This is a genomic window from Lentzea californiensis (genome assembly GCF_024648825.1).
GTDB lineage: Bacteria > Actinomycetota > Actinomycetes > Mycobacteriales > Pseudonocardiaceae > Lentzea > Lentzea californiensis.
This window is the reverse complement of sequence record NZ_JANBBE010000002.1, coordinates 465438-490217: the sequence shown is the minus strand read 5'-3', so window position 1 is coordinate 490217 and position 24780 is coordinate 465438. Positions and strand designations below refer to the sequence as shown.

The 24780-nt window shown below is 68.2% G+C and carries 26 protein-coding genes, 1 tRNA gene and 2 riboswitches; of the genes, 7 read left to right on the top strand and 20 right to left on the bottom strand.

Annotated elements, in window-relative coordinates; all coding sequences use genetic code 11:
* Positions 1-5: 5 nt before the first annotated feature.
* Positions 6-797 carry an SDR family NAD(P)-dependent oxidoreductase gene (locus LX88_RS13240; protein ID WP_258948048.1) on the bottom strand — a complete coding sequence of 264 codons (792 nt, stop codon included), beginning with the start codon at positions 795-797 and terminating at the stop codon, positions 6-8.
* Between the two features lie 131 nt (positions 798-928).
* On the opposite strand from LX88_RS13240, the gene LX88_RS13235 reads away from it, so the two are divergent.
* On the top strand, positions 929-1276 hold the full coding sequence (locus LX88_RS13235) for a helix-turn-helix domain-containing protein (RefSeq protein ID WP_090067642.1): 348 nt from the start codon (positions 929-931) through the stop codon (positions 1274-1276).
* Here the strand turns inward: LX88_RS13235 and LX88_RS13230 are convergent.
* The 5 genes from LX88_RS13230 to LX88_RS13210 all read right to left on the bottom strand — a co-directional run bounded on the left by LX88_RS13230 (position 1273) and on the right by LX88_RS13210 (position 4271).
* The gene (locus LX88_RS13230) at positions 1273-1863 is read right to left on the bottom strand and encodes a ClpP family protease (RefSeq protein WP_090067640.1); all 591 of its coding nucleotides are present in this window, start codon (positions 1861-1863) and stop codon (positions 1273-1275) included. The two genes, LX88_RS13235 and LX88_RS13230, sit on opposite strands and share 4 nt — an antisense overlap.
* Positions 1860-2474 carry a ClpP family protease gene (locus tag LX88_RS13225; protein WP_090067638.1) on the bottom strand — a complete coding sequence of 205 codons (615 nt, stop codon included), beginning with the start codon at positions 2472-2474 and terminating at the stop codon, positions 1860-1862. The genes LX88_RS13230 and LX88_RS13225 overlap by 4 nt, the downstream gene beginning before the upstream one ends.
* A gap of 95 nt (positions 2475-2569) precedes the next feature.
* Complete coding sequence (locus LX88_RS44250) at positions 2570-3382, bottom strand: cellulose binding domain-containing protein (RefSeq protein WP_258948047.1); 813 nt, start codon at positions 3380-3382, stop codon at positions 2570-2572.
* A gap of 483 nt (positions 3383-3865) precedes the next feature.
* Positions 3866-3939 (bottom strand) — tRNA-Leu (locus LX88_RS13215).
* A 50-nt stretch (positions 3940-3989) separates the two neighbouring features.
* Positions 3990-4271 (bottom strand): metal-sensitive transcriptional regulator, encoded by a 282-nt coding sequence (locus LX88_RS13210; protein WP_090067635.1) that lies wholly within the window; start codon positions 4269-4271, stop codon positions 3990-3992.
* Between the two features lie 324 nt (positions 4272-4595).
* Here LX88_RS13210 and LX88_RS13205 point away from each other — a divergent pair, with 324 nt between their 5' ends.
* The gene (locus tag LX88_RS13205; protein WP_030476951.1) at positions 4596-4937 is read left to right on the top strand and encodes a histone-like nucleoid-structuring protein Lsr2; all 342 of its coding nucleotides are present in this window, start codon (positions 4596-4598) and stop codon (positions 4935-4937) included.
* A 110-nt stretch (positions 4938-5047) separates the two neighbouring features.
* On the opposite strand, the gene pabB is transcribed toward LX88_RS13205, so the two are convergent.
* The 3 genes from pabB to LX88_RS13190 form a co-directional block, all read right to left on the bottom strand.
* Complete coding sequence (gene pabB, locus LX88_RS13200) at positions 5048-7033, bottom strand: aminodeoxychorismate synthase component I (protein ID WP_258948251.1); 1986 nt, start codon at positions 7031-7033, stop codon at positions 5048-5050.
* Between the two features lie 93 nt (positions 7034-7126).
* Positions 7127-7978, bottom strand: coding sequence for a hypothetical protein (locus LX88_RS13195; RefSeq protein WP_258948046.1), 852 nt, complete (start codon positions 7976-7978; stop codon positions 7127-7129).
* The gene (locus tag LX88_RS13190) at positions 7975-8472 is read right to left on the bottom strand and encodes a SigE family RNA polymerase sigma factor (protein ID WP_258948045.1); all 498 of its coding nucleotides are present in this window, start codon (positions 8470-8472) and stop codon (positions 7975-7977) included. The genes LX88_RS13195 and LX88_RS13190 overlap by 4 nt, the downstream gene beginning before the upstream one ends.
* 89 nt (positions 8473-8561) lie before the next feature.
* On the opposite strand from LX88_RS13190, the gene LX88_RS13185 reads away from it, so the two are divergent.
* From LX88_RS13185 to LX88_RS13170, 4 genes are all read left to right on the top strand, one after another.
* On the top strand, positions 8562-9746 hold the full coding sequence (locus tag LX88_RS13185) for a metallophosphoesterase (protein ID WP_308203439.1): 1185 nt from the start codon (positions 8562-8564) through the stop codon (positions 9744-9746).
* 108 nt (positions 9747-9854) lie between these two features.
* A complete protein-coding gene (locus LX88_RS13180; protein ID WP_258948044.1) occupies positions 9855-11021 on the top strand; it encodes a type III PLP-dependent enzyme in 1167 nt (388 codons plus the stop codon).
* A gap of 34 nt (positions 11022-11055) precedes the next feature.
* Positions 11056-11451 (top strand): adenosylmethionine decarboxylase, encoded by a 396-nt coding sequence (speD, locus tag LX88_RS13175; protein WP_030476957.1) that lies wholly within the window; start codon positions 11056-11058, stop codon positions 11449-11451.
* A 29-nt stretch (positions 11452-11480) separates the two neighbouring features.
* The gene (locus LX88_RS13170) at positions 11481-12296 is read left to right on the top strand and encodes a spermidine synthase (RefSeq protein WP_258948249.1); all 816 of its coding nucleotides are present in this window, start codon (positions 11481-11483) and stop codon (positions 12294-12296) included.
* Between the two features lie 66 nt (positions 12297-12362).
* Here LX88_RS13170 and LX88_RS13165 read toward each other — a convergent pair whose 3' ends face one another.
* The 3 genes from LX88_RS13165 to LX88_RS13155 form a co-directional block, all read right to left on the bottom strand.
* The gene (locus tag LX88_RS13165) at positions 12363-14414 is read right to left on the bottom strand and encodes a S9 family peptidase (RefSeq protein WP_258948043.1); all 2052 of its coding nucleotides are present in this window, start codon (positions 14412-14414) and stop codon (positions 12363-12365) included.
* Between the two features lie 259 nt (positions 14415-14673).
* A complete protein-coding gene (locus LX88_RS13160) occupies positions 14674-15444 on the bottom strand; it encodes a DUF1295 domain-containing protein (RefSeq protein ID WP_308203438.1) in 771 nt (256 codons plus the stop codon).
* Positions 15441-16667 carry an SAM-dependent methyltransferase gene (locus tag LX88_RS13155; RefSeq protein WP_258948247.1) on the bottom strand — a complete coding sequence of 409 codons (1227 nt, stop codon included), beginning with the start codon at positions 16665-16667 and terminating at the stop codon, positions 15441-15443. The genes LX88_RS13160 and LX88_RS13155 overlap by 4 nt, the downstream gene beginning before the upstream one ends.
* 160 nt (positions 16668-16827) lie before the next feature.
* On the opposite strand from LX88_RS13155, the gene LX88_RS13150 reads away from it, so the two are divergent.
* Entirely contained in the window at positions 16828-17499 is a 672-nt protein-coding gene (locus LX88_RS13150; RefSeq protein WP_258948042.1) for a COG4315 family predicted lipoprotein, read from the top strand.
* 164 nt (positions 17500-17663) lie between these two features.
* Here the strand turns inward: LX88_RS13150 and glyA are convergent, their stop codons facing one another.
* The 8 genes from glyA to LX88_RS13110 all read right to left on the bottom strand — a co-directional run bounded on the left by glyA (position 17664) and on the right by LX88_RS13110 (position 24674).
* Positions 17664-18929 (bottom strand): serine hydroxymethyltransferase, encoded by a 1266-nt coding sequence (gene glyA, locus LX88_RS13145; protein WP_258948041.1) that lies wholly within the window; start codon positions 18927-18929, stop codon positions 17664-17666.
* A 13-nt stretch (positions 18930-18942) separates the two neighbouring features.
* On the bottom strand, positions 18943-20037 hold the full coding sequence (gcvT, locus tag LX88_RS13140) for a glycine cleavage system aminomethyltransferase GcvT (RefSeq protein ID WP_258948040.1): 1095 nt from the start codon (positions 20035-20037) through the stop codon (positions 18943-18945).
* Positions 20038-20136: 99 nt separating this feature from the next.
* Positions 20137-20224: riboswitch (glycine riboswitch) on the bottom strand.
* A 1-nt stretch (position 20225) separates the two neighbouring features.
* Positions 20226-20316: riboswitch (glycine riboswitch) on the bottom strand.
* 45 nt (positions 20317-20361) lie between these two features.
* Positions 20362-20664, bottom strand: coding sequence for a DUF3817 domain-containing protein (locus LX88_RS13135; RefSeq protein WP_090067618.1), 303 nt, complete (start codon positions 20662-20664; stop codon positions 20362-20364).
* A 14-nt stretch (positions 20665-20678) separates the two neighbouring features.
* The gene (locus LX88_RS13130) at positions 20679-21032 is read right to left on the bottom strand and encodes a hypothetical protein (protein WP_258948039.1); all 354 of its coding nucleotides are present in this window, start codon (positions 21030-21032) and stop codon (positions 20679-20681) included.
* 196 nt (positions 21033-21228) lie between these two features.
* The gene (locus LX88_RS13125) at positions 21229-21720 is read right to left on the bottom strand and encodes a hypothetical protein (RefSeq protein ID WP_065916950.1); all 492 of its coding nucleotides are present in this window, start codon (positions 21718-21720) and stop codon (positions 21229-21231) included.
* Between the two features lie 164 nt (positions 21721-21884).
* Positions 21885-22064 (bottom strand): hypothetical protein, encoded by a 180-nt coding sequence (locus LX88_RS13120; RefSeq protein ID WP_258948038.1) that lies wholly within the window; start codon positions 22062-22064, stop codon positions 21885-21887.
* A 337-nt stretch (positions 22065-22401) separates the two neighbouring features.
* Positions 22402-23541, bottom strand: coding sequence for a CaiB/BaiF CoA transferase family protein (locus LX88_RS13115; protein ID WP_258948037.1), 1140 nt, complete (start codon positions 23539-23541; stop codon positions 22402-22404).
* Entirely contained in the window at positions 23538-24674 is a 1137-nt protein-coding gene (locus LX88_RS13110; protein ID WP_258948036.1) for an acyl-CoA dehydrogenase family protein, read from the bottom strand. Before LX88_RS13110 ends, LX88_RS13115 begins: the two co-directional genes overlap by 4 nt.
* Between the last annotated feature and the right edge of the window lie 106 nt (positions 24675-24780).

The window sequence follows — 24780 nt, the reverse complement described above, 5'->3', positions numbered from 1 at the left end:
CCACTCTAGTGGTGTGGCACCATCCGCCCGATCATCCTGGCGCCCATGGCACGCGAGGTGAGATGACGTCCGGCGAACGCCAGCACGCGGTTCATCCGGCCCGAGATGACGCCCACCGGCGTGACGCGGCGGCCGAGTGCGCGCATCGCCGTCGCGACCACCTCGCCGGCGGTCTGCATCCGCAGGCCTGCCGCCATGTCCTCGCTGCCGGAGACCTCGAAGAACTCGGTGCGCGTCGCACCGGGCGACAGCACCATGACGCGCAGGCCCGTGCCGCGCGACTCGATCCACAGCCCCTCGGTGAAGCTCAGGACGAACGCCTTCGTCGCGCCGTAGACCGCCGACCAGGGCGTCGCCTGGTAGGCCGCCATGCTCGCCACGTTCACGAGGAAGCCGTGACCGTTGGCGCGCAACGGTTCGATGAACGCCCTGCTGATCTCGACCACGGCGTTGACGTCGACCGCGACCTCCTGCCGCAACCGCTCGGGCTCCTCCTCGTGGAACGCCCCGAAGTTCCCGAACCCGGCGTTGTTGACGACGCTGGTGACGCCGAACCCGGCGACCTCCGCCGCCAGCCGCTCGCCGATGCCCGGCTGGGCGAGGTCCGCCGCCACGACGTGCACCGCCACCCGGTGGGCCGCCCGTAGCTGCTCGGCCAGTTCCTCCAGCCTGTCCTTGCGGCGCGCGACGAGCACGAGGCTCGATCCACGTGCCGCGAGCTGCCGCGCGAACTCCGCGCCGATGCCCGCACTCGCGCCGGTGACCAGCACCGTTTGCTTCCCGAAGTCGACTCCCATGCCGTCAGCGTACGCCAGCCTGTCAGTCACTGCCAATCTGTCGCAATCTGACTCGTGTGCCGGAGCCCAGTCCTTTCTGCTCCTAGCAGAACGGCCCTTTGCGGTGGCCGGGCTGCTGTCACCATGACGACATGGCGGAGATCCTGGACTTCAAGCGCACCCCGGAACCCCTGTGGCGTGAAGCCCTGGGCCGCAAGCTCCGCGAGACGCGGGAGGAACGCGGCGACCGCCTGGTCGACGTGGCCGACCGCGCGGGCATCTCGGTGCAGTACCTGTCCGAGATCGAGCGCGGCCGCAAGGAGCCGTCGAGCGAGATGATCGCGGCGGTCGCCGGTGCCCTGGGCATCGACCTGGCCGACCTGCTGATCGGCGTCGCCGGCCAGGTCCGCCACCTCCGCGTCCAGCAGGTCAGCCACTTCCACACCTCACGCCCGATCGGCCGTCCCTCGGGTCCGGTGGCCATGGCCTGGGCCGCTTAGCCCCTCTGGTCCAGCACCTGGTCCACGAGTCCGTACTCGACGGCGCCCGCCGCGTCGAACACGCGGTCACGGTCGGTGTCGTGGCGCAGTTCGGCCACGGTCCGGCCGGTGTGCCTGGCCAGGATCGCCTCCAGCTGCGTGCGCACCCGCACCACCTCGTCCGCCGCGAGGATGAGGTCCGGGATCGTGCCGCGCCCTTGCGCCGCGGGCTGGTGCAGCACCACCCTGGAGTGCGGCAGGACGGACCGGCGCCCTTCCGCGCCCGCCGCCAGCAGCACCGCACCTGCCGCGACCGCCTGGCCCACGCACGTCGTCGCGACCGGTGCCTTGATGTAGCGCATGGTGTCGTACAGCGCGAGCATCGCCGACGGGTCGCCGCCCTCGCAGTTGATGTAGAGGTTGATCTCCAGGTCCGGGTTGTCGGCCTCGAGGTGGAACAGCTGCGCGATCAACGCGTTGGCCACGCCGGAGTCGATCCCGGTGCCCAGGTAGACGATCCGCTCGGACAGCAGGTGCGAGTAGACGTCCATGATCCGCTCACCCCGCGCGTCCCGCGTGATGACGTTGGGAATGGTGTAGCTGCTCATGCCATGGCTCCCGAGTGCAGTCCCAGCTTGTGCATGCGGACGGGGACGACCTGCCCGAGGTCGCTGACGACGTGGTCGATGAACCCGTACTCGAGGGCCTGCTCCGTGGTGAACCACCTGTCGTGCAGCGAGTCGGTGAAGATCCGGTCGAACGGCTGGCCGGTGTCCTGCGCGATCAGGCCGAGCACGGTGTCCCTGGTGTGCCGCAGGTCGTCCGCCTGCACCTCCACCTCGACGGCCGAACCGCCGATGCCCGCACTTCCCTGGTGCATGAGGATTCGCGCGTGCGGCAAGGCGAACCGCTTGCCCGGCGTCCCCGCCGACAGGAGGAACTGCCCGGCGCTGCAGGCGAGGCCCAGCGCGAGCGTCGCCACGTCGCACGGCACAAGCCTCATCACGTCGCGAATGGCCAGCATCGAGGGCACCGAACCACCCGGCGAGTTGATCCACAACGCGATGTCCTGCCGCGGGTCCTCGCTCGCCAGCGACAACATCTGGGTCGCCAGCACCGTGCCGTTGTCGTCGTCGAGCGCGCCGTCGAGAATCAGCACCCGCTGACCGAAGAACCGTTCTCGCAGCCCTGGGCTGAAGAGCTTCTCGCTGTTCGTCATGGCACCGACGATGCCCGCCGCCCCAACGGATCCGCTGCTTTCTCTGCTGAGGGCAGATCAGCTCACAGCAGGCACGAACCCGCCCGGCCCAACACTCAGCCGGTCACGCAGGCCGTCCCGTTGAGGCTGAACGACGCGGGCGCGGTGTTCTTGCCGCGGAACGTCCCGAGGAACCCGATCTCCACCTCACCTCGCGGCGAGATCGACCTGGTGTTCGCGACGCCGGTCGCGGTGACGGCCGAACCTCGCTGCGACACGGACGCGTTCCACATCTGCCGCACGCTCTGCCCGTCGGCGAACGACCACCGCAACGTCCAGCCGTTGATCGGCGACCCACCGGTGTTCCTGATCGTGATCTTGCCCTGGAACCCGTCCTGCCACTGGCCGTCGACCCGGTAGACGACCGCGCAGGGCGGCGGTGGCGGCGTGGTCGTCGCCGCGGGAGGTGTCGTCGTAGGCGTGGACTCCGGCGATTCGACGCGCTGCGCGGGAGGCGCGACCGTGGTCGTGGTGGTCGTCGTCGGCGTGGCATCCATGCCGTTGCACGGCGCTCCCCACAGACCACGGTCCTCACGCGCGGCACCGAGTTCGGCGTCGGCGAGCACCCCGGCCGCCGCCTGAGCCCTCAGCACGCCTTCCCGCACGGCGAGCAACGCGTAGTCGGTGCCGTCGTCCAGCCGGAGGTTCACCTCGCCGGGAGTGAGCGCGCTGACACGAACAGCCTTGCCCAGCAACCACTTCTCAGCGAACACGCGCGCACCGGCAGCCCAGCAGTCCGCAGGCTGCGCCAGCAACGAGACCTCGACGCGCTCACCGGTGTCGAGCTCGACCGTGCGCCCATCAACCACCGCGCGCACCACAGCCGGCACGTCTCCACGCGACTCGTTGACCAGCGTCGGCTGACGCACCTGCGCAGGAGCGGAGATGGGACGCGACGGACCCTCGGACGCACACGCGCACGTCAAAAAGACCAAGAGAACAGACAAGAACTTCCGCAACACCAGGGACTCCCGCACACGTTCACGCAAACCAGCACGACCGTAGCGGTCCCCAGGCCCACTAACATCCACCGTTCGGCCTTGATCAACCGCAGACAACCGGCGCTCGCACGCGCACTCGCGGCAACGAGACCCGCATCCGGCGAAACGGAAGCTTTACACGCAACCCCACCCCAGCCAAAAGAATCACGATTCCACTTTGGAATCCCCACCTTCAGCCAGCTGATCGCCAGCTGATCGCAGGTGATCTCAGGTGATCGGCCGCGAAGCGAGGCCGAAGCGGGGGTCCGGGGGCGCAGCGCCCCGGCTGGGGTCTGGGGGCTCGGCCCCCAGAAAACACCACGGGCGAGGTACGGTCTGCGCTTTTCGCAGACATACCTCGCCCGAAGGTCGTGCCCCCGGTGCGACTCGAACGCACACTGGACGGATTTTGAGTCCGCTGCCTCTGCCGATTGGGCTACGGGGGCGTAGCAGGGTGAACTGTAGCGGATCACGCCAGCGAGTTCTTGTGGGACCCCTACGACTTGACGAGCCTGCCGATGGCCGCGGACGCCTCTGCCAGCTTCTCCTCGGCCACGGCGCCGCCTTCCGCGGCTGCCTGCGCGACACAATGCTTGAGGTGCTCGTCGAGCAACCCCAGGGACACGGCTTGCAGCGCCTTCGTGGCGGCGGAGATCTGGGTGAGGACGTCGATGCAGTATTCGTCGTTCTCGACCATGCGCTGGAGGCCACGGATCTGTCCCTCGATGCGGCGCAGTCGCTTGAGGTATGCGTCCTTGTCCGCGGTGTACCCGTGCATCGGCTCCTGACCTTCCCTACCCCTGGCGGGTATGTCGAGGATACCCGCACAGGATGGGGGTGCGTTATGTCCGGCACTGCTCCGTCAGCGGGAATGGGGAAGCGTCCGGCAAGCCCAGCAACGACCCGAAGTGAGACGACTAGCAGCACATTTTGGACCCATAACACCCGTGTGGTTTACCGGGTAAATGCCCCGACCGGGGGGTTGGGGTCACATTTTAGCGGCGAAAGGTTCGCCGTTTTTCCTCTTGTGTACTACGGTGTTGTCGAAGCACGTGGTTACGTCGAGGATCCGCGTGCTATGTGAGTACCCAACGGAGGAACAGTGGCACAGCAGACCGTCGTCCAACTCATCGACGACCTCGACGGCGGAGAAGCCGACGAGACCGTGACCTTCGCACTTGACGGTGTCGAGTACGCCATCGACCTGTCGAAGGGAAATGCGGAGCGGCTTCGCGAGTCGCTGGCGGACTTCGTCGGCAAGGCTCGCCGTGCGGGTGGCCGCAAGCAGCGCAAGGGCACCGGCAAGTCCACGGTCAAGGCCACCGACAAGGCTGAGGCGCAGCGCATTCGTGACTGGGCTCGCGCGCAGGGACACCAGATCTCGGACCGCGGTCGCATTCCGCAGAACCTGGTCGTGCAGTTCCAGGAAGCGCACGCCTCCTGACCTGCGCGAACACGCGAGGTTTCCACACGTCGGCCGGTTCGCCGGCCGACGTGTTAACCACTTGGACCCCGCGCATACCGGTTCGTTCACACTATCCCCGGAACGCAGGATCAACGGCCTGGAAAGTGTGCTCCGAACAGGCGTGACACAGCAGTGGCCTTGACCGCTGTCTCCTCGAATTCCTCGTCAGGGTCGGACAGTGAGATCACTGCTCCGCCCACACCGAAACTCACCTGGTCGCCGTTGCTGACCAGCGTTCGGATGACGATGCTGAAGTCGGCTGCTCCGTTGAGCGAGAAGTATCCGAGCGCTCCCGAGTACACCCCACGTGGACCGGCTTCCAGCCCATCAAGGATCTGCATGGTCCGGATCTTCGGCGCACCGGTCATGGAACCTCCGGGAAACGCGGCTCGAACGCATCGGACGGCAGAACTGTCCGGCCGAAGTCGCGCCCGCACCGTGCTCACCAATTGGTGTACGGTCGCGTAGGTCTCGACCTCGAACAACCGCGTCACCTCGACGGAACCGACTTCCGCGCACGTGCCGAGATCGTTGCGGACGAGGTCCACGATCATCAGGTTCTCCGCGCGGTCCTTGACAGATCGCGCCAGCGTTGTGCGCAACATCTCGTCGTCGGCCGCATCAACACCTCTGGGCCGTGTCCCCTTGATCGGCGATGACTCCACGACGCCATCTCGGTCCACCTTGATAAATCGTTCGGGTGACGTGCTGAGCACGGAGAGGTCACCGAAACGCAGCAACGCCCCGAACGGAACGGGATTAGCGGCGCGAAGCAGGCGATATGTGTCCCACGGGTCGAGCGAGGCACGCCACGACATCATGTTCGTCAGACAGGCCTCGTACGTCTCCCCTGCCGTGATCGCTTCCTGGCACGCGCTGATCAGCTTCAGGTAGTGCGCGCGCGGATGGCGCAACGTCACGTCGGAGACGACCGGCCGTGAAGGTTCGGCCAATGGTGTCAGGTGAGCCAGAACAGCCGAAACCTCGTCGAACCAACCGTCATCGGACAGTGACATCAAATAGACGCAATCATCTGAGTGATCGATGACCACGGCACGGTCCGTGAAGACGAACGACGCGTCCGGCTGTTCCGCGCGGTGTGCGAAGTCGCCGCCGCACTCCGCCTTCAGCTCGTAGCCGAGGTATCCGACCCAGCCCAGGGCGAAATCGAACGGGACGTCGGGCTGCTCGACGCTCCACGACGCGAGGTCGTCGTCCAGCCAGGAGAAGAAAGAAGGGCAGGGGTGCGATGTGCCGTCGAGCGTGAGCACCTTGTCCTGCACCGAGTATTGCGCGACACGTGCGAGCGGCCCCGAGGCGTCTCCCATGAGGGAGAACCGTCCGCCGGCCCCGCTGTCCAGCCAGAAGGCGGTCTCAGTGGCCCCGTGCAGCGCCGCGAACACTTCCTCCGCGTCCACGGCCACGGCCAGCTTCCGGACGTGCACAGGGCGCTTCTGAGGCTTGGAGCGAACCAGCACCGGTTCCGGCACGGCGGCCGTTCTCGTCGGGGTGAGCGCGGCGAAGTTCGCGAGCATCTCGCGGCCGAAGTCCGTGCAGATCGACTCGGGATGGAACTGCACACCCCACGCGGGCCGGTCGAGAGCGCGCACGCCCATCAGCACCGAGTCGTCGCTCCACGCGATGGCCTCCAGAGAAGGAGGCAGCTCCGTGACCGCCAGCGAGTGGTACCGCACGACGTCGAACGGCGAGGGCAGGCCCGCGAACACGTCGACGCCCGTGTGCGTGACCGGGGAGACGATCCCGTGGCGTGGCACGGGAGCAGGCCCCACGACAGCGCCGTACGACAGGCACAGGCCCTGATGGCCCAGACACACGCCCAGCAACGGGATCTCGGCGTGGTCGATCACCGCGCGGCAGATGCCGAAGTCGGCGGGATCGCCGGGCCTGCCGGGGCCGGGCGAGATCACCACGTGGTCGAACGACCGCAGTGAGGCCAGCCGGAAGCGCGGGTCGTCGTTGTGGACGACCACGGGCTCGGCGCCGTTCACCTCAGCGAGGTGCTGGAAGAGGTTGAACGTGAACGAGTCGTAGTTGTCGATGAGCAGAGTCCGCATTGCAAAGCAGCACTCTACCTGCCAAAACACCCGAAAGGACCAACGAGAGAGGGCGGCCACAGATCGTGACCGCCCTCGATGCGCGAAGCGAACTCAGCTGCCGAGCACGAACTTCGGGTCAGCCGCGAGCGCCGCCAGTTCCGGCGAGAAGAACGGCTGCCTGTCCAGCACCGGATACCCGGCGTAGGGGTACTCCTCCTCCTGCGCGACCGTCACCGTCCAGCCGTTGGCCGCCCGGTAGGACGCCCAGGTGGCGTCGTTCTGGCCGGGGGTCATGGCAGAAGCGACCCCGACCTGCTTCCCGGCGACGTCGTAGATCTTGCAGCCCGCGCCGGAGCCACCTTTGAACCGCGTGACGAGCGCGCACGGCTCGACCGGGTCCGCCGGGTTCGGCGTCGTCACGGTCACCGTCAGCCTGCCGACCTTGCCGTCCTTCCGCACCGGCACGTACGCCGTGTACTGCCAGATCTCCGGTGTCTCGCCCTTGTCGCTCGAGATCTGCGCCTGGGCGCGGAGCATGCCGCCGTGCATGGTGGGATCCGTGTACTTCAGATCGGCTGCCTCGTACCCGGCCGGTACAGACGCCTTGGCCAGTTCCAGCAACTGCGTGCCGCGGTCGGCCTGAGGCCCGTTGGTGGCCGTCCGGTCGGACTGCCCGACCGGCCACTGCTCACCCCACTGCGTGTCCGGCAGGCCGGGGTCGGAGCTGCTGCTCTGCCCCGCCCCCGTCACGTAGTCCTTCGTGCCCTGCGGGTTCAGCGCGAACGCCGACCCGAGCCCGACACCGACGACGAGCACGGCGACCGCGGCCCCCGTGATCGACGCCCGCCGCTTGGAACGGGCCTTGTGCGCCCGGCCGAGCGTGACGCCCGGATCCATCGAGGGCGGCGGGCTGCTCGCCACCACCACGTCCTCAAAAGCTCTCTTCAGGTCCTGTTCGTTCATCGAACCCTCTCCTGCTCCGAGAGCAGGCCGCGCAGCGTCTGCAGCCCCCGCGCGGCCTGGCTCTTCACGGTTCCTTCCGAACACTTGAGGACGACGGCCGTCTGTGCGACGGACATGTCCTCCCAGTACCGCAGGACGAGGCACGCACGCTGCTTCGGAGGCACCTTCGCCAGCGCCTCCAGCAGCACCATCCGTTCCTCGGGGTGGACGCCGGGCGGAGCGGCCGAGTCCGCCACGTCGTCCGTCGCCGACTCGAACCGGAACCACCCGCGCCGTCGCTCGGACAGGAACGTCCGCACCAGGACCTGCCTGGTGTAGGCGTCCAGCGCCTCGTGCCGCTCGATCCGTCGCCAAGCCAGGTACAGCTTGGTGAAGGCCTGTTGCACCAGGTCTTCCGCGCGATGCCAGTCGCCGCACAGCAGGTATGCCGTGCCACGCATGGCGTCGGAACGGGCCGCGAAGTACTCCTGGAACGCGGCGTCCCGATCACTCATCAGGTCTCCCCCTGTCTGCGGTGCCGGGTTAGTCACGCCACCTGGGGCCTGGCGGGTTGCACGAAGTTCTGGAAACGCATACTGATGTCGTGATTTTCCTTTTGCTCCTCGGCGTCCCCGTCGCCTTGGGCCATCTGTACCTGTGGCGGCGGCTGGTCGTGGACACGACGCTGCCCCGCACGCTCGGGCGCCGCGTCGGAGCGGTGGCGATCGCCGCCGCGTTCCTGATGCTGATGAGCGCGCTCGTCGTGACGCGCAGGGTGCCGCCGGAATACGGGAAGTTCTTCGCCTGGCCCGGCTTCATCTGGCTCGCGGTGCTCTTCTACCTGGCGATCGCGCTCGGCGTCGCTGAGGTGCCGCGCCGGATCCTGCTCAAGCGCGCCACGCTCGCGCCGGTGCCCGTCGCCGCCGGTCCCGCGCCCGCCGAACCGGCCGAGATCGTGCCGGACCCGTCACGGCGGCTGTTCATCTCGCGCTCGGTGGCGATCGGATCCGGTATCGCGGCCGGCGGGGTCGTGGGCTACGGCATGACGCAGGCGCTGGGCGACCCGCAGCTGCTGAACGTGCCGGTGACGCTGGACAAGCTGCGGCCGTCGCTGTCGGGCTTCCGGATCGCGGTCGTGAGCGACATCCACCTCGGACCGCTGCTCGGGCGCTCGCACACCGAACGGATCGTGCGGATGATCAACGAACAGGAAGCGGACGTCGTCGCGATCGTCGGTGACCTGGTCGACGGCACCGTCGCCGAACTGGGCGAGGCCGCGGCACCGTTGCGGGACCTGGTGTCCAAACACGGCAGCTTCTTCGTGACAGGCAACCACGAGTACTTCTCCGGTCACGAACAGTGGATCGCGGAGCTCGACAGGCTCGGCGTGAACCCGTTGCGCAACGAGGGTTTGACGGTCGCCGGCGGCATCGAGGTCGTGGGTGTGAACGACGTCACCGGCAAGTCTTACAACGACGGACCGGACTTCGACCGCGCCCTCTCCGGACGAGATCGCAACAACCCCGTAGTCCTGTTGTCACACCAGCCCGTGCAGGTGGCCGACGCGTCTTCACGCGGCGTCGACCTCCAGTTGTCCGGTCATACACACGGCGGACAGATGGTCCCGTTCAACTTCCTTGTGCCGCTGCAGCAACCCAGCACGGCCGGGCTGTCGAAGGTGGACGGCACCTGGCTCTACACCAGTCGTGGCGCGGGTTTCTGGGGTCCGCCGGTGCGCGTGGGCGCGCCTCCGGACATCACGATGGTCGAGCTGCGTTCTGCTGGGTAAATCACACTCGCCTGGACTGGCTTGCGCACTTTCGGTGTCCAGGCCGTAGAGTGGACGGCCGTGCCCGCGTACGGAACGCGAGGCGGATGAAGGGGGACCCCTGGGGAAATGACCGAGAGCTTCGCCGTTGATCGGCGCAACGAGGCAGAGGCTCGTATTCGGCGTTTCCTGGACCAGGAGAACCCGTCGACACCATGTCTGGTGATCGACCTCGAGACGATTCGCGCGCGCTACCAGGCAATTCGCGCGGCACTGCCGTCCATCGACATCTTCTACGCGGTGAAGTCCAACCCGGAGTCCGACGTGGTCGGCACGCTGGTCGCGGAGGGTTCGCACTTCGACGTGGCGTCGCCCGCGGAGATCGACCTGTGCCTGGCGCGCGGCGCCGAGCCGTCGTCGATCTCCTACAGCAACCCCATCAAGAAGGTCGCCGACATCGCGTACGCGTACTCGCGTGGCGTGCGGATGTTCGTGTCGGACAGCGAGCAGGACGTCCGTTTCGTCGCTTCCCACGCGCCCGGTTCATCCGTGCTGGTGCGGATTCTTGTCCACAGCAAGGGTTCCACGTACCCGTTCGGCAACAAGTTCGGTTGCGATCCGGAGATGGCGACGGATCTCTTGCGGCTGGCGCACGAACTGGGCCTCGTTCCTCTCGGCGTCGCGTTCCACGCGGGCTCGCAGCAGCTCTCCGTCGAAGGCTGGGACTCCGGCATCGCCGACGCGGCGCTGATCGCCGCGAAGCTGCGCGCGGAGGGCATCGAGACGTCGACGGTGAACCTCGGCGGCGGGCTCCCCGCCGTCTACCAGGAGGCCACGCCGTCCCTGGAGGCCTTCGCCGCCGCCATCGAGGCATCGGTCGCCCGGCACTTCGGCACCGCTCGCCCCAGGGTGATGATCGAGCCCGGCCGGGCGATCTCCGCCGAGGCGGGCATGATCCGTTCCTCCGTCGTGCTGGTGTCGCGGAAGTCCTATTCGGACGAACGCCGCTGGGTCTACGTCGACATCGGCCGCTACCAGGGCCTCGCCGAGACCGAGGGCGAGGCGATCGCGTACCGGCTGCGCACCTCGCGCGACGGTGGCCCGGCAGGCCCGATCGTGCTGGCGGGCCCGACGTGCGACGCGGACGACGTGATCTACCAGCACACCCGCTACGACCTGCCACTGGACCTGCAGGCGGGCGATCACGTGGACATCCTCCACGCGGGCGCCTACACGTCCTCCTATTCGTCCGTGTGCTTCAACGGCTTCCCGCCGTTGGCCACGTACTGCATCTAAGCCTGTCTGCAATTCACATAGTTTGGAGTGATTGATGTCCGAAGCGCCCTGTCAGACCGAGGAGACCGTCGGTTTGTTCGCGGGACAGCACGTACTTGCAGAGCTTTCGGGCGTGAGTGCCGATCTGCTCGACGACGAGCAGTTCCTCAAGCACGCCCTCGGTGAGGTTCTCACGCAGGCCGACGCAACCGTTCTGGAGGTGATCTCCAAGAAGTTCGATCCCCAAGGAGTCACCGTGCTCGCCCTGCTGTCGGAGTCCCATGCGTCGATCCACACCTACCCCGAGGTGGGTTCGGTGTTCGTCGACGTCTTCACCTGCGGTACTCGTGCGAAGCCCGCGCTGGCCGTCCAGCTACTCGCTGACGCTCTGGGCGCTGCTCACGTGAGCACGGACCTCGTCACTCGTGGCGTCAAGGAGCATGTCGCGTGAACACGATCAACGAGCCGCTCGCCGATGGCATGACCCGCCACTGGCAGGTGGACGAGGTGCTGGTCGACACCAAGACCGACTTCCAGCACCTGGTGATCGCCCGCACGGCGCAGGGCGTGTCGCTGTTCTGCGACGACGACCGGCAGTCGACGGAGTTCAGCCAGCTGACCTACCACGAGGCCCTGATGGTGCCGGCGCTGCTGCTGGCCGACACCGTCGAGCGCGTGCTGGTCATCGGCTCCTCCGAGGGCGTCGTGTGCCAGATGGCCGTCCAGCACGGTGCGACGGTCGTCGACCACATCGACATCGACGAGCAGGCCGTCAAGCTGTGCGCGGAGCACCTGCCGTACGGCTACACGTCCGAGGAGCTGGCCGCCGCCGAGAAGGGCGACGGTCCGATCCGCGTGCAGTACATCGACGGGTTCGAGTACATCCGCACGACGTCGGAGAAGTACGACATCGTGCTGGTGGACCTGCCCGACGAGCGCGAGGAGGAGGCGCAGCACAACCGCCTGTACGGCGCGGACTTCCTGCGCATGTGCAAGGCCCTGCTGCGTCCCGGCGGCGTCGTCGTCAACCAGTCCGGTTGCCAGACGATGTGGCGCAACACCACGCTGATCCGCTCCTGGCAGCGGTTCAACGAGGTGTTCGACACCGTCGCCTACTACGGCTCGGACGAGCACGAGTGGGCGTACCTGTTCGGCCGCGCGGACGTCGTCGAGGACCCGACCGCGCTGATGGTCGAGCGGTTGAAGACGGCCGGCTACGAGCCTGAAACGATCGACGACCTGGCACTGGTGGGCAACAGCATCCCGCCGTACCGGGTGCGGCAGTCGCTGGCCTGATCGCAGCTTTTCGAGAGGGGCGCTTCCCGTTGTGGGAGGCGCCCCTCTCGCTGTTCCTCGCGGCTGTCAGGCGAGCGACTGCTTGAGGAACTCGACCTGCAGCAGCAGGAGGTTCTCCGCCACCTGTTCCTGCGGGGTCATGTGCGTGACGCCCGAAAGCGGCAGCACGGTGTGCGGGCGGCCGGCGGCGAGCAGGGCGCTCGACAGGCGCAGGGTGTGGGCGGCCACCACGTTGTCGTCAGCCAGGCCGTGGATGATCATCAGCGGGCGCGAGAGCTTGTCCGCGTCGGCGATGAGCGAGTTCGAGTCGTAGACCTCGGGCCTGTCGTCCGGGTGGCCCAGGTAGCGCTCGGTGTAATGGGTGTCGTAGAGGCGCCAGTCGGTCACCGGGGCGCCGGCGATGCCCGCGTGGAAGACGTCCGGGCGGCGCAGGACGGCCAGGGCGCTCAGGTAGCCGCCGTAGGACCAGCCCCGGATCGCCACTCGGGTCAGGTCGAGGTCCGGTTCGAGCGCGGCGGCCGCGTGCAGGGCGTCCACCTGGTCTTCCAGCGTGGCGCCGGCGAAGTCGAACGCGATCGCGCGTTCCCAGGCGAGGCCCCGGCCCGGGGTGCCTCGGCCGTCGGCGACCAGGACCGCGAAGCCCTGGTCCGCCAGCCACTGCGAGGCCAGGAAGGCGTTCTGGGCCGACATGACGCGCTGGGCGTGCGGACCGCCGTACGGGTCCATCAGCACCGGCAGCTTGGTGCCCGGGACGTGGCCGGTGGGCAGCAGGAGCGCGGCACGGAGGGAACGTTCGCCGAGGGTCAGCATGCGCGGAGACGCCTTGAGGACCGGCGTGTCCGCCCAAGACTCGATGACGTGGTCACCGACCCGCACGCGCGCACCGAACCAGTCCAAAGTGGCCGAAACGAGGACAACCGAGTCGCCGCCGCGAATCGCGGAGTGCACACCGTCCTCAGAGGACAGCTTTTCGACACTGGCGCCAACCGAGTAGACGTGCACCTGCGTCGGGTCGTCGGCTTCGGAGGCGGCCACGAGGATCGAGTCGTCGGTGATGTCGAGCACCCGGCGCACCTGCAGACCCGAGGTCAGGACCTCGTCGCCCACGCGGAGCGCGTACTCGTCGCCCTCCCCCACGATCCGCACGAGACGGCCGTCCGGAGTCCACGCCGGAGCGCCGTCGCTGACCTCGAGCCACGTCGGATCGGTCTCGACCGCGAGCTCCGTGACGGCGCCGGTGTCCGGGGACAGCGTGTGGATCCGGCGGGTGCGCTGGTCGCGGGTCTGCGTCGTGATCAGCGGAGCGCCGCCGGACGACCAGTGCACGTCGTTGAGGTAGTCGAACTCCACCAGCACCGGGACGAAGGTGCCGTCGAGCGACACCACGTGCAGCGACACGGTGGCGTTGGCCGTACCGGCCGCCGGGTAGGCGATCTCGGTCGCGGCGGTGCCGGGGTTCGCCGGGTCGGCGATGTACCAGCGCTGCACCGGCGCGTTGTTCACGCGCGCGGCGATGAGGCGGTCGCCGTTCGGCTCCCACCAGTAGCCGCGGTAGCGCGACATCTCCTCGGCCGCGATGAACTCGGCGAGGCCGAAAGTCACGTCCTCGCCGTCCGGCTCGGCGACCGCGTAGTCCTCACCCGAACTCAGCTCGACCACGCGCAACGTGCCGTTCGTGACGTAGGCCACACGCCGCCCGGTCGGGTCGACGCGCGGGTCGACGACGCCACCCCGGGTCGGCAGCTCACGGGCGGTACCGCTCACCAGGTCGGCCACGAACAGGCGGCCGGACAGTGCGAACGAGGCCACCGAGGCGTCCCGGGAGAGCGCGTAACCGACGATGCCCGCACCGGACTCACGCGTGCGCTCGCGGCGTGCCTTCTCCTCCGCGGGCAGGTCCTCCGGATCGGACAGCAACGTCGCCGGATCGACGAGCAGCCGTTCGACGCCGGTGGCCGTGTCCAGCTCCCAGAGCCCGTTCGCACGGCTCGTGGCCGTGGCCGGGCGCAGGAAGAAGACACGTGCGCCGTCCGCCGACACCGAGAAGGTCCTCGGTGCGCCGACGGTGAACCGCTGGGTGCGCGCCTGTTGGCGCGGGAAGGAGATGTCGTTGCCCACGCTCCAACATTAACCCGCGCACGCACGCCGCACGGGCGCTGTGACGTGCACTGCCTGCCGCGATACAGATCCGAAGGGGGTTGTGGACGCGACGCCGAAGGCGCGAACCGCAGCCTGCCGTCCTGCGCCGCGACGACCAGGCCGCGGACGAAAGCGCGGCGGTTCCGCTGGGTGCACGACGACACGCAAGCCGTCCGCGCAAGCTCCGCGCGAACGACAGCAGGTGTCCGCGCCGCCGCGCGCCCCAACCCCCCGTCCGCTACCCCACGCGACTCTTCGGAGGCAGCGGGACGAAGCCACTGGTGCACCGCACGTACTCGGCATAACCGGGACGGCGCGACACGATGTCCTTCTCCAGCAACGGCTTGCCGCTGCCCTTGGCGAGCAGCCACGTCATGACCACCGGACCGATGATCGTGAGCGCGGCGAGCCACGAGTGCAACGCGAACAGGTACAGGCCCCACCACACGACGGAGTCGCCGAAGTAGTTCGGATGCCTTGTGTAGCGCCACAAACCGCGGTCCATCACGGCGCCCTTGTTCGCCGGGTCCGCACGGAACCGGGAGAGCTGCCAGTCACCCACGGCCTCGAAGACGAAGCCGACCATCCACACGCCAGTGCCCAGCCAATCTAGCACTCCGAAAGGGGCCGAAAGGTGCTGCGCGGCCTGGACGGGCAGCGACACGATCCACATCAGCACGGCCTGGAGCAGATAGACGCGGTACATCCGCAGGCGCGGATTTCCCTTGGCACGCCTCAAGATGTCCTGGTATCGCGGATCTTCGTCCTTGCCCCTGTTGCGCGAGTGGATGTGCACGCCCAGGCGTACGCCCCACACCACGGTCAGGGCGGTGACGACCCACTGCCGAGTTGGTTCGCCCTCCGCGAACAGCAACGTGATCACGGCGATCACGGCGAAGCCGGGGCCCCACACGGAGTCGATCAGGTCGTAGCGCTTGCGGGAGTCCGCGTACAGGAACAGTCCGCTGAGCAGCGCCAGCACCACGACCAGGCTGATCAGGAAGCTCACCCGGCCACCAGCTCACGGCGTACGCGCGGCATGCCGCTGCGGCCGTTCTCGTTCCTGCGCACCGCGAGGATCTGGTCCACGCCCATCCGGCCCTCCTCGAACGTCAGCGCGCCGCCGGCCAGGTACAGCCGCCAGACGCGCGCCTGTCCCTCACCGACCAGGGCGACGACCTCGTCCCAGCGCTCTTCCAGGGTCTGTCCCCACGCCCGTACGGTCCACACGTAGTGCTCGCGCAACGCGTGCACGTCGCGGATCTCCAGGCCTGCGCCTTCAAGGAAGCCGGTGGTGGCGCTGACCGGCCGCATGTGCATGTCCGGCGCGACGTACGACTCGATGAAGGCACCACCGCCGGGTGCGTTGTGTCCGCGTGACATCTGTTGCAGCAGCAGGCGGCCCTCGGGCTTGAGCAGCCGATGCAGGGTCGAGGCGTACTCGGGGTAGTTGCTCTCGCCTACGTGCTCGCCCATCTCGATCGTGGAGATCGCGTCGAACGGCTCGTCGCGCACCTCGCGGTAGTCCTGCAACCGCACCTCGACCCGGCCGGTCAGGCCTTCGGCCTCGATCCGCCCGAGGATGTGCTCGCGCTGCTGGGCGGAGATCGTCACCCCGGTCGCGTGCACGCCGTAGTGCTTCGCGGCGTGGATGATCATCGAACCCCAGCCGCAGCCGACGTCGAGCAGGCGCATGCCCGGCTCCAGGCCGAGCTTGCGGCACACGAGGTCCAGCTTGTTGTGCTGCGCCTGCGCGAGCGGCTCGTCCTCGGACGTGAAGTACGCGCACGAGTAGGCCATGCTCGGGTCGAGGACGAGCCGGTAGAAGTCGTTGCTCAGATCGTAATGGTGCGAAATGGCATCGCGGTCGCGGCTCTTGGTGTGCAGCGCGCCCCGCAGCCTGGCTTCCTCCTTCGGCGCGTCCGGGTTGGGTCCCAGCACCTTCAGCCGCAACGCGAGCTTCGCGACCTCCGAAAGCCGCGGCCGGCGGGTGACGCCCCGCCGCACGAGTCCCCAGATCTGCGAGAGACCGGTCGCGAGATCACCCTCGACGTCGAGCTCGCCGCTCACGTACGCGCGGGCGAGCCCCAGTTCGTTCGGACTCCACACGAGCCTCCGCAACGCGTCGCGCGAGCGGATCACGACCACCGTGCCGTCCTGCGGCCCGGCGACACTTCCGTCCCACGCCCGAAATCCGATCGGCAACGCTGCACCCAGCACCCGTTCGGCCATTCCCGCCAGCTGACCAGCGACGACCACCCTGCACCTCCTGCGTTACCTGGCTCCGCCAGACGTTCGAGACGGGACGAGGTTCGGTTCGTTTCTGAACCGAGACGCAACCCGGGCCGTATGGCCTGGATAGAGCGAACGGATGGACGAGGAGGACATGAGTGTGATCCGACGTAACCGCATTGCCATCGGGCTCGCCGCGGGACTGGCAGTTGTGCTGGGTCTGGGTGTCTGGAGCGCCACTGGCAGTGGCACGAACTCCAAGCCGGTGGCACAAACCGAAACCGACCTGGGCGTCCTCGGTGACTACGGCGACGTGGGTCAGCCCCCGGTACTCCAGGAGCCCGCGCAGGCCCCCGAAGCCCCTGTCCAGCAGCAGGCCCCGGAAGTTCCGGCCGCGCAGCCCCCGGCGGCGCAGCCCCCCGCAGCAGCCCCGGTCAGCACGTTGAAGCTGGTCGGCAAGCCCGTCGACAAGATGGGCCTCGTGGTCCAGGACGGCGATGGCCGCACCCTGTACCGCTTCGACAAGGACACCCCGAAGCCCGAAGGCAAGTCGAACTGCAACAACCAGTGCGCGGTCACCTGGCCGCCGCTGATGGCGGACACGGTTCCGCAGGTCGAGGGCGTCGACGCGAAGCTGGTCTCGCTGATCACCCGCGCTGACGGCAAGAAGCAGGTCGCCATCGACGGCTGGCCTCTCTACACCTACTCGCAGGACCCGAAGCCGGGCGCCTGGAAGGGCCAGGGCGTTGGTGGCACCTGGTTCGTCATCCAGCCCGACGGCAAGCGCAACGTGGAGTGCCTGCCCCCCGGTGTCACGGCCCCCGCTGCGTAACCCCACAGCATCCCTTTAGGACGGTCCATCTGAAACACACATCACCCTGACACGGTGAAACCCCGGCCCTGGGGAAGGGGCCGGGGTTCCCGTCGTTTCGCTCTCGGGTCACCAACGACGAGGGGCGCCACCGGATTTCCGGTGGCGCCCCTCGTCGTTCAGCGTCAGAGCGTGGAGTACAGCGGGTGCTTCGCCGCCAGCACCTCGACGCGCGCACGCAGCTCGTCGACCGCCGCGCCCGGCTTCAGGGCCTCCGCGATCACGTCGGCGACCTCGGTGAAGTCCACCTCGCCGAACCCGCGGGTCGCGAGCGCCGGCGTGCCGATCCGCAGACCGGACGTGACCATCGGCGGCCGCGGGTCGTTCGGAACGGCGTTGCGGTTGACCGTGATGCCGATCTGGTGCAGCACGTCCTCGGCCTGCTTGCCGTCCAGCTCGGAGTTGACCAGGTCGACGAGGACGAGGTGCACGTCCGTGCCGCCGGTCAGCACCTTCACGCCGGCCGCGGCGACGTCCGCCTGCGACAGGCGCTCGGCCAGGATCCGCGCGCCCTCGAGCGTGCGGCGCTGGCGGTCCGCGAACTCCGGCGAGGCGGCGTGCTTGAACGCCACCGCCTTGGCCGCGATCACGTGCTCCAGCGGGCCGCCCTGCTGGCCGGGGAACACCGCCGAGTTGATCTTCTTGGCGATGTCGGCCTCGTTCGACAGGATCACGCCGCCACGGGGACCGCCGAGGGTCTTGTGGGTCGTGGTCGTCGTGACGTGCGCGTGCGGCACGGGCGACGGGTGCAGGTCGGCGGCGACGAGGCCGGCGAAGTGCGCCATGTCGACCATCAGGTAGGCCTCGACCGAGTCCGCGATGCGGCGGAACTCGGCGAAGTCCAGCTGGCGCGGGTAGGCGGACCAGCCGGCGACGATCAGCTTCGGCCGGTGCTCCTGCGCCAGGCGCTCGACCTCGGCCATGTCGACGCGGCCGTCCGAGTCCGCGACGTGGTACGGCACGACGTTGTAGAGCTTGCCGGAGAAGTTGATGCGCATGCCGTGCGTCAGGTGACCGCCGTGCGCGAGGTCCAGGCCCAGGATCGTGTCGCCGGGCTGGAGCAGTGCGAACATCGCGGCCGCGTTGGCCTGCGCGCCCGAGTGCGGCTGGACGTTCGCGAAGCCGGCACCGAAGAGCGACTTGATGCGCTCGATGGCGAGGCGCTCGACGACGTCCACGTGCTCGCAGCCGCCGTAGTAGCGACGGCCGGGGTAGCCCTCCGCGTACTTGTTGGTGAGCACGGAGCCCTGGGCCTGCAGCACCGAGACGGGCGTGAAGTTCTCCGAGGCGATCATCTCGAGCGTGCCCTGCTGGCGAGCCAGCTCGGCCGCAACGGCCTCGGCCACCTCGGGGTCGTACTCCGCGAGGGAAGCGTTGAACTGGTCGGACATCTGGAGGATCTCCCTACTTGGCGCGCTTGTAGAACGGAAGTGCGACGACCTCGACCGGCTGCTTCTTGCCGCGGACGTCCACCAGCAGTGAGGTGCCGGGCTCGGCACTGGCCTTCGACACGTAGGCCATGGCGACGGAGTAGCCGAGGGTCGGGGACAGCGCGCCCGACGTCACCTCGCCCACGACCTGGTCGCCGTCGAGCACCGCGTAACCGTGGCGCGGGGCACGGCGCTCAGGGGTCTTCAGTCCGACCAGGACCGAGTCCACCCCGGACTCGGCGACCTTGGTCAGCGCGTCGCGGCCCACGAAGTCGCCGGGCTTGTCGAGCTTCACGACGCGGCCCAGGTTCGCGTTGTAAGGCGTCAGCGACGTCGTCAGTTCGTTGCCGTACAAGGGCATCCCGGCTTCGAGGCGCAACGTGTCGCGGCAGCCGAGACCGCACGGCTTGAGCTCGTGCGCCTCACCTGCTCCCAGCAACGCCGCCCAGACCGCGGGCGCGTCGGCGGGCGCGACGAAGAGCTCGAAGCCCTCCTCGCCGGTGTAGCCGGTACGGGCGAGCAGCGCGTCGACACCGGCCACGGTGGACGGGTACGAGGCGTAGTACTTGACCGTCGACAGGTCGGTGTCGGTCAGGCCGGAGAGGATCTCGACCGACTTCGGGCCCTGGATCGCGATCAACGCGTAGTCGGTCGACTTGTCCGCCACGACGGTGTCGAACCCGGCTGCGCGCTCGACCAGCGCCTCGGCGACGACGAGGGCGTTCGAGGCGTTCGCGACGACCATGAACTCCTGGTCACCCAGGCGGTACACGATCAGGTCGTCGATCACGCCGCCGTCGGCCTGCGTGATCATCGTGTAGCGCGCCTTGCCGACGGCCAGTGCCGAGATGTGGCCTACCAGCGCGTAGTCGAGGGCCTCGCCGGCCTGCGGTCCGGTCAGGACGATCTCACCCATGTGCGTGAGGTCGAACAGGCCCGCGGTCGTGCGCACCGCGTGGTGCTCCGCGAGTTCGGACGAGTAGCGCAGCGGCATCCGCCAGCCCGCGAAGTCGGTGAACATCGCGCCGAGCTGCTCGTGCTCGGCGTTCAGAGGCGTGAGGCGGGACATCAGAACGCTCCTCCAGGGTGCGCCGAAGAGCCGGACGCGGCCGGCTGAGGCATCAGAAGAATGACACGGTCCATCGGAGACTCCTCACTAGAGCGAGCCTCCCCCTCTGTCATGAGCCTGAGAGCTTCACCACCGAAGTGGCTTGCACCGTGGGCGAGGCTGCTGATGAGCCTGCTTTTCAGAGTTGCCTTCGTCGCGCGGTACTTGTACCTGAGAGATTCCGGGGAGGAGTTGCTCCTTCGGCGCCCCCACCGAAGGGAGCTCTCCCGCGCGACATCGACGGCCGTGTTCAGTTGGTAGCCCCAGACGCTAGCAGGCCAAACGTCACAGCGGGACGCCCTGAGCGGTCTTCTCGACCACCTTGCGCTCCGCCCAGAAGGACAGGAACGGGATCGTGCCGGCGACCAGCACCAGCGCGGTGCCCTTGATCGACCAGCGCAGCTTCAGCGCCAGGTCGACGGAAATCACCAGGTAGATGGCGTAGAGGAAGCCGTGGATCGGGCCGACGACCTTCATCGCGCCGTCCATGTCCGCGGCGTACTTGAGCACCATGGCCACGACCAGGAGCAGCAGGAAGACTCCGACCACGTAAGCCATGACCCTGAACCGGGTCAACGCACCCTTCATCTGCCCGCCTTCGCTCAACGACCGTCCCGCGCGTTGAGGTCCGCGAGCATGCGGTTGTAGGCCGCGAGCTCCGCGTCTTCTTCGTCGTCGAAGTGTTCGACAGGCGCGGGTTTGACGGCGTCAACGGTAGCTACCGGCGCAGGAGCGGGCGCAACCGGCTCGGCTGCGAGATCCGCGTCACGGTTCTGGCGCATCAAACGGCGGAAACGCCACACCATGAAGAGGGGGAAGAGGCCGAAGAGCGGCCACTGGAGCACGTATCCGAGGTTCTGGAACGTGCCGCTGGCGGACTCGAAGCGCTGCCACTGCCACCACGCGAGCCCGCAACAGACGACCAGCGCCGCCAGACAGGCGAACGCGATCAGCACACGTTGGGGAGTAAGGAGGCCGCGCACGACCCCGAGACTACTTGGGTGAGGCCTCCTGACGGAGGCCACCCCGTGAGGGTCCGAGGGCTTGCCCCCGGCTGGGGCGTGGGGGCTCGGCCCCCACAGAACACGCGGAACGATCGAGGTGAGCGCATTCGGCGAACATGGGGGCCCCAATCGTGGAGCCCCGTTCCCACTACGCCACGCCGTCCCGGCGCTGCCTCTGCAGACGTGCGACGCACCAGGCTGCGGCAGAACCGCGGCGGAGGTGCTGGAGAACCGTCATCGGTCCCAGGCGCCGACCGAGGTCGGCAGGAGAGAGGCCGGCGGCGCGGTAGTCGAGCGCGCGCTGGTCCAGCGGGCTGATGCCCGCGTCCCACCACTGCTCGGCTTCGGCGACGTCGCCCACCAGCTGCCAGTAGCTCGCCGCGGCGGCGAGCAGTGCCTCGGGTGCCTCCGGCGCCCGCTTGCGCATCGCGGCCACGTAGGCCGGATCCGCCGAGTCGACCTTGACCAAGCCACGCGGCCCGCTCCTGCCTCCCCGCTGCACGGGGATGCCTGGCGCCGAGGGGGGAGCCTCCGCGAGCCATGCGTTCTTGATCCGGTTCACCTCCTGCATCTCTGCGTCATCAGACCGTTCAGCCGCCCACTGCTGCAACAGCTCGTGGACCCCGGAGTCCTCGACCATATGTGCCTCCTCGTCGGTCGGGGATCGGCCATTGCAGCGGAAGGTATTCGGTAGGTCTGACAATCGCCAGACCCTGAATCCCCAGAACACCCGTTACCAGTGCGTGATTGGCCTCATTCCACCCATCCGGCTCAACGCAGATGGCCGAGGATCACCGGCTGTCACTAGCTCAGAGGGGTCGCCGTCCCGAAGAGGCTCCTGACGAAGGTGATGATCGACTCCGCGCCCTCCCGCAGCCAGCCGAGAGCCGTCTGGACCGCCGAAGCGGACTCTTCCGGCCGGGTGATCAGGAGGAACAGCACCAGCGCGACGCCCGCCAGCACTAGCACCTTCTTGAGGTTCACAGGTACCTCTCCGTCCGTGTGGTTCACAGGTCGGGCGGCGGACCGCCCGTGTCACCCGTCATGGTCCCTCATTCACCCTTGCGATGAACAACGACCACGCCAAACTCCTTCGAGGTTCTGCCAGCGGCGCACGCCTGCACAGCGGCCAACGTCACCCGAATGGCGGCTAAAGAAGGGCGTCAACAGCGCCGATGTCCTGGGCACGAGGTGAAACACGACCCCCTCGCATCCCACAGCTTGGAAGAGAGACTGTTGCACCGGCCCTCACCCGGATGCCGATCGTCCCCCATCACGCACCGTCACGCCCTCGTGGCGTTATTAATGCACACCCGAACATTCATCCAATTACTCCAGACCGCCGCAGTTCCATAATCCGGGCATCCGCCACACCCATGTCGGCAAGCACTTCCCCGGTGTTCGTCCCGGCTGAAACCGGAGCCGTGGGAACGGCCGCGGGAGTCCGGTCGAAGCGAGGCGCCGGCGCCGGATGCCGCGAACCGGACACGTCCACGAAAGTGGAGCGCGCCTCGTTGTACGGATGCCGTGCCGCCTCGGCAGGGGTCAGCACCGGCGCCAGGCACGCGTCCGTGTCCCGCGCGAGGTCGGCCCACTCGTCCCGCGGCCGGGTCTTCACCGCCGCCGCGATTCGTTCCCGCAGCTCAGGCCAGTTCGCCGGATCGTTGCGCGAGGGTGCGTCCTCCAAGCCCAGCACGCGCACGAGGTCCGCGTAGAACTTCTCCTCCAGCGCGCCGATCGCCACGTACTTCCCGTCCGCGGCCTCGTAGACGTCGTAGAACGGCACTCCACCGTCGAGCATGTTCTCGCCGCGCCCGCCCGGCCACATGCCCGCGGACCGCATCCCGTGCAGGAACGTGGTCAGCAACGCCGCCCCGTCGACCATGGCGGCGTCCACCACCTGGCCACGTCCTGAGCGCTCGCGTTCGTACAGCGCGGCGAGCACGCCGAGGGCCAGCAGCAGCCCTCCCCCGCCGAAGTCGCCGAGCAGGTTGATCGGGAACGACGGCGGCCCGCCGGCCCGGCCGAGGGGCTCCAGAGCGCCCGCGACGGCGATGTAGTTGATGTCGTGGCCTGCTCGGTCGGCCAGGGGTCCGTCCTGGCCCCAGCCGGTCATGCGGCCGTATACAAGGCGCGGGTTGCGGGCGAGGCACTGCGCCGGGCCGATGCCCAGCCGTTCGGTGACGCCCGGCCGGAAGCCCTCGACCAGCACGTCCGAGCGCTCGACGAGGCCGAGGACCAGCTCGGCGCCTTCCGGCTTGCGGGTGTCGATCGCGATCGAGCGGCGACCGCGGCCGAGGAAGTCGCCGGGGATCGTCTGCACGCTGCCCGGCTTGTGCACCTGGATCACGTCCGCGCCGAGGTCGGCGAGCACCATGCAGGCGAACGGCGCGGGCGCGAGGCCCGCGAGTTCGACGACGCGCAGGCCCGCGAGGGGTCCGGTCCCGGAAGGAGTGGTCACAGGGACCTCGCGATGATTTCCTTCATGATCTCGTTCGTCCCGCCGTAGATCCGCTGCACGCGGGCGTCGGACCAGGCACGCGCAATCGGGTACTCGTTCATGTAGCCGTAGCCGCCGAACAGCTGCACGCACTCGTCGACGACCTTGCCCAGCCGGTCGCTGGCCCACCACTTCGCCATCGCCGCGGTCGGGATGTCCAGCTCGCCCTTGAGGTGCTTCTCGACGCACTCGTCGATGAACGCCCTGGTCACCGACGCCTCGGTGGCGCACTCGGCGAGCTTGAACCGGGTGTTCTGGAACTTCATCAGTTCCTTGCCGAACGCCGTGCGCTCCTTCACGTACTCGAGCGTCACGTCGACGGCCGCCTCGATGCCCGCGATGCAGCAGACGCCGATGATCAGCCGTTCCTGCGGCAGCTGCTGCATGAGCTGGATGAACCCGAGCCCTTCGGCGTCCCCGAGGAGGTTCGAGGCGGGCACGCGGACGTCGTCGAAGAACAGCTCGGCGGTGTCCTGGCCCTTCATGCCGACCTTGTCGAGCACGCGGCCGCGCCGGATGTCGTTCTCGACGACGAGCAGCGAGATGCCCTGGGCGCCCTGCGCCGGGTCGGTCTTGGCCACGACGATCACCAGGTCGGCGTGCACGCCGTTGGTGATGAACGTCTTCGAGCCGTTGATGACGTACTCGTCGCCGTCCCTGATCGCCTTCGTCCGGATGCCCTGCAGGTCGGAGCCCGCGCCGGGTTCGGTCATGGCGATCGCGCCGACGTACTCGCCGGACGCGAGCTTGGGCAGCCAGCGCTGCTTCTGCTCCTCGGAGCCGTAGGAGTTGAGGTAGTGGGCCACGATGCCGCTGTGGACGCTGTTGCCCCACGCGCTGTCGCCGGCCCGTGCCTGCTCCTCCAGCAACACGGCCTCGTGCGCGAAGGTGCCGCCACCGCCGCCGTACTCCTCCGGGATGCTCAGGCACAGCAGGCCGAGCTCACCGGCCTTGCGCCACAGTTCGCGGTCGACCTGCTTCTGCTCGGCGAAGCGCTCGACGTGCGGTGTGACCTCCTTTTCGAAGAACGTGCGTGCGAGCTGGCGCAACTGGTCCAGGTCACTGTCCATCCACCGCGATCGACGCTCTGCCATGCGGTCCACGAAACCACCGGGCGGTGATCCACGCCATGACCGCCGCGCCTGCGCAACCCGGAAAAACTGAGCGAAATTCCCACCCCGGTCGTACAGACTGACGGGT

Excerpts from the sequence above, each read along its gene's own strand:
- LX88_RS13240 (WP_258948048.1), bottom strand. The coding sequence starts at position 797 with ATGGGAGTCGACTTCGGGAAGCAAACGGTGCTGGTCACCGGCGCGAGT.
- LX88_RS13235 (WP_090067642.1), top strand. The coding sequence starts at position 929 with ATGGCGGAGATCCTGGACTTCAAGCGCACCCCGGAACCCCTGTGGCGT.
- LX88_RS13230 (WP_090067640.1), bottom strand. The coding sequence starts at position 1,863 with ATGAGCAGCTACACCATTCCCAACGTCATCACGCGGGACGCGCGGGGT.
- LX88_RS13225 (WP_090067638.1), bottom strand. The coding sequence starts at position 2,474 with ATGACGAACAGCGAGAAGCTCTTCAGCCCAGGGCTGCGAGAACGGTTC.
- LX88_RS13210 (WP_090067635.1), bottom strand. The coding sequence starts at position 4,271 with ATGCACGGGTACACCGCGGACAAGGACGCATACCTCAAGCGACTGCGC.
- pabB (WP_258948251.1), bottom strand. The coding sequence starts at position 7,033 with ATGCGGACTCTGCTCATCGACAACTACGACTCGTTCACGTTCAACCTC.
- LX88_RS13195 (WP_258948046.1), bottom strand. The coding sequence starts at position 7,978 with ATGAACGAACAGGACCTGAAGAGAGCTTTTGAGGACGTGGTGGTGGCG.
- LX88_RS13190 (WP_258948045.1), bottom strand. The coding sequence starts at position 8,472 with ATGAGTGATCGGGACGCCGCGTTCCAGGAGTACTTCGCGGCCCGTTCC.
- LX88_RS13180 (WP_258948044.1), top strand. The coding sequence starts at position 9,855 with ATGACCGAGAGCTTCGCCGTTGATCGGCGCAACGAGGCAGAGGCTCGT.
- speD (WP_030476957.1), top strand. The coding sequence starts at position 11,056 with ATGTCCGAAGCGCCCTGTCAGACCGAGGAGACCGTCGGTTTGTTCGCG.
- LX88_RS13170 (WP_258948249.1), top strand. The coding sequence starts at position 11,481 with ATGACCCGCCACTGGCAGGTGGACGAGGTGCTGGTCGACACCAAGACC.
- LX88_RS13155 (WP_258948247.1), bottom strand. The coding sequence starts at position 16,667 with ATGGCCGAACGGGTGCTGGGTGCAGCGTTGCCGATCGGATTTCGGGCG.
- glyA (WP_258948041.1), bottom strand. The coding sequence starts at position 18,929 with ATGTCCGACCAGTTCAACGCTTCCCTCGCGGAGTACGACCCCGAGGTG.
- gcvT (WP_258948040.1), bottom strand. The coding sequence starts at position 20,037 with ATGTCCCGCCTCACGCCTCTGAACGCCGAGCACGAGCAGCTCGGCGCG.
- LX88_RS13135 (WP_090067618.1), bottom strand. The coding sequence starts at position 20,664 with ATGAAGGGTGCGTTGACCCGGTTCAGGGTCATGGCTTACGTGGTCGGA.
- LX88_RS13125 (WP_065916950.1), bottom strand. The coding sequence starts at position 21,720 with ATGGTCGAGGACTCCGGGGTCCACGAGCTGTTGCAGCAGTGGGCGGCT.
- LX88_RS13110 (WP_258948036.1), bottom strand. The coding sequence starts at position 24,674 with ATGGCAGAGCGTCGATCGCGGTGGATGGACAGTGACCTGGACCAGTTG.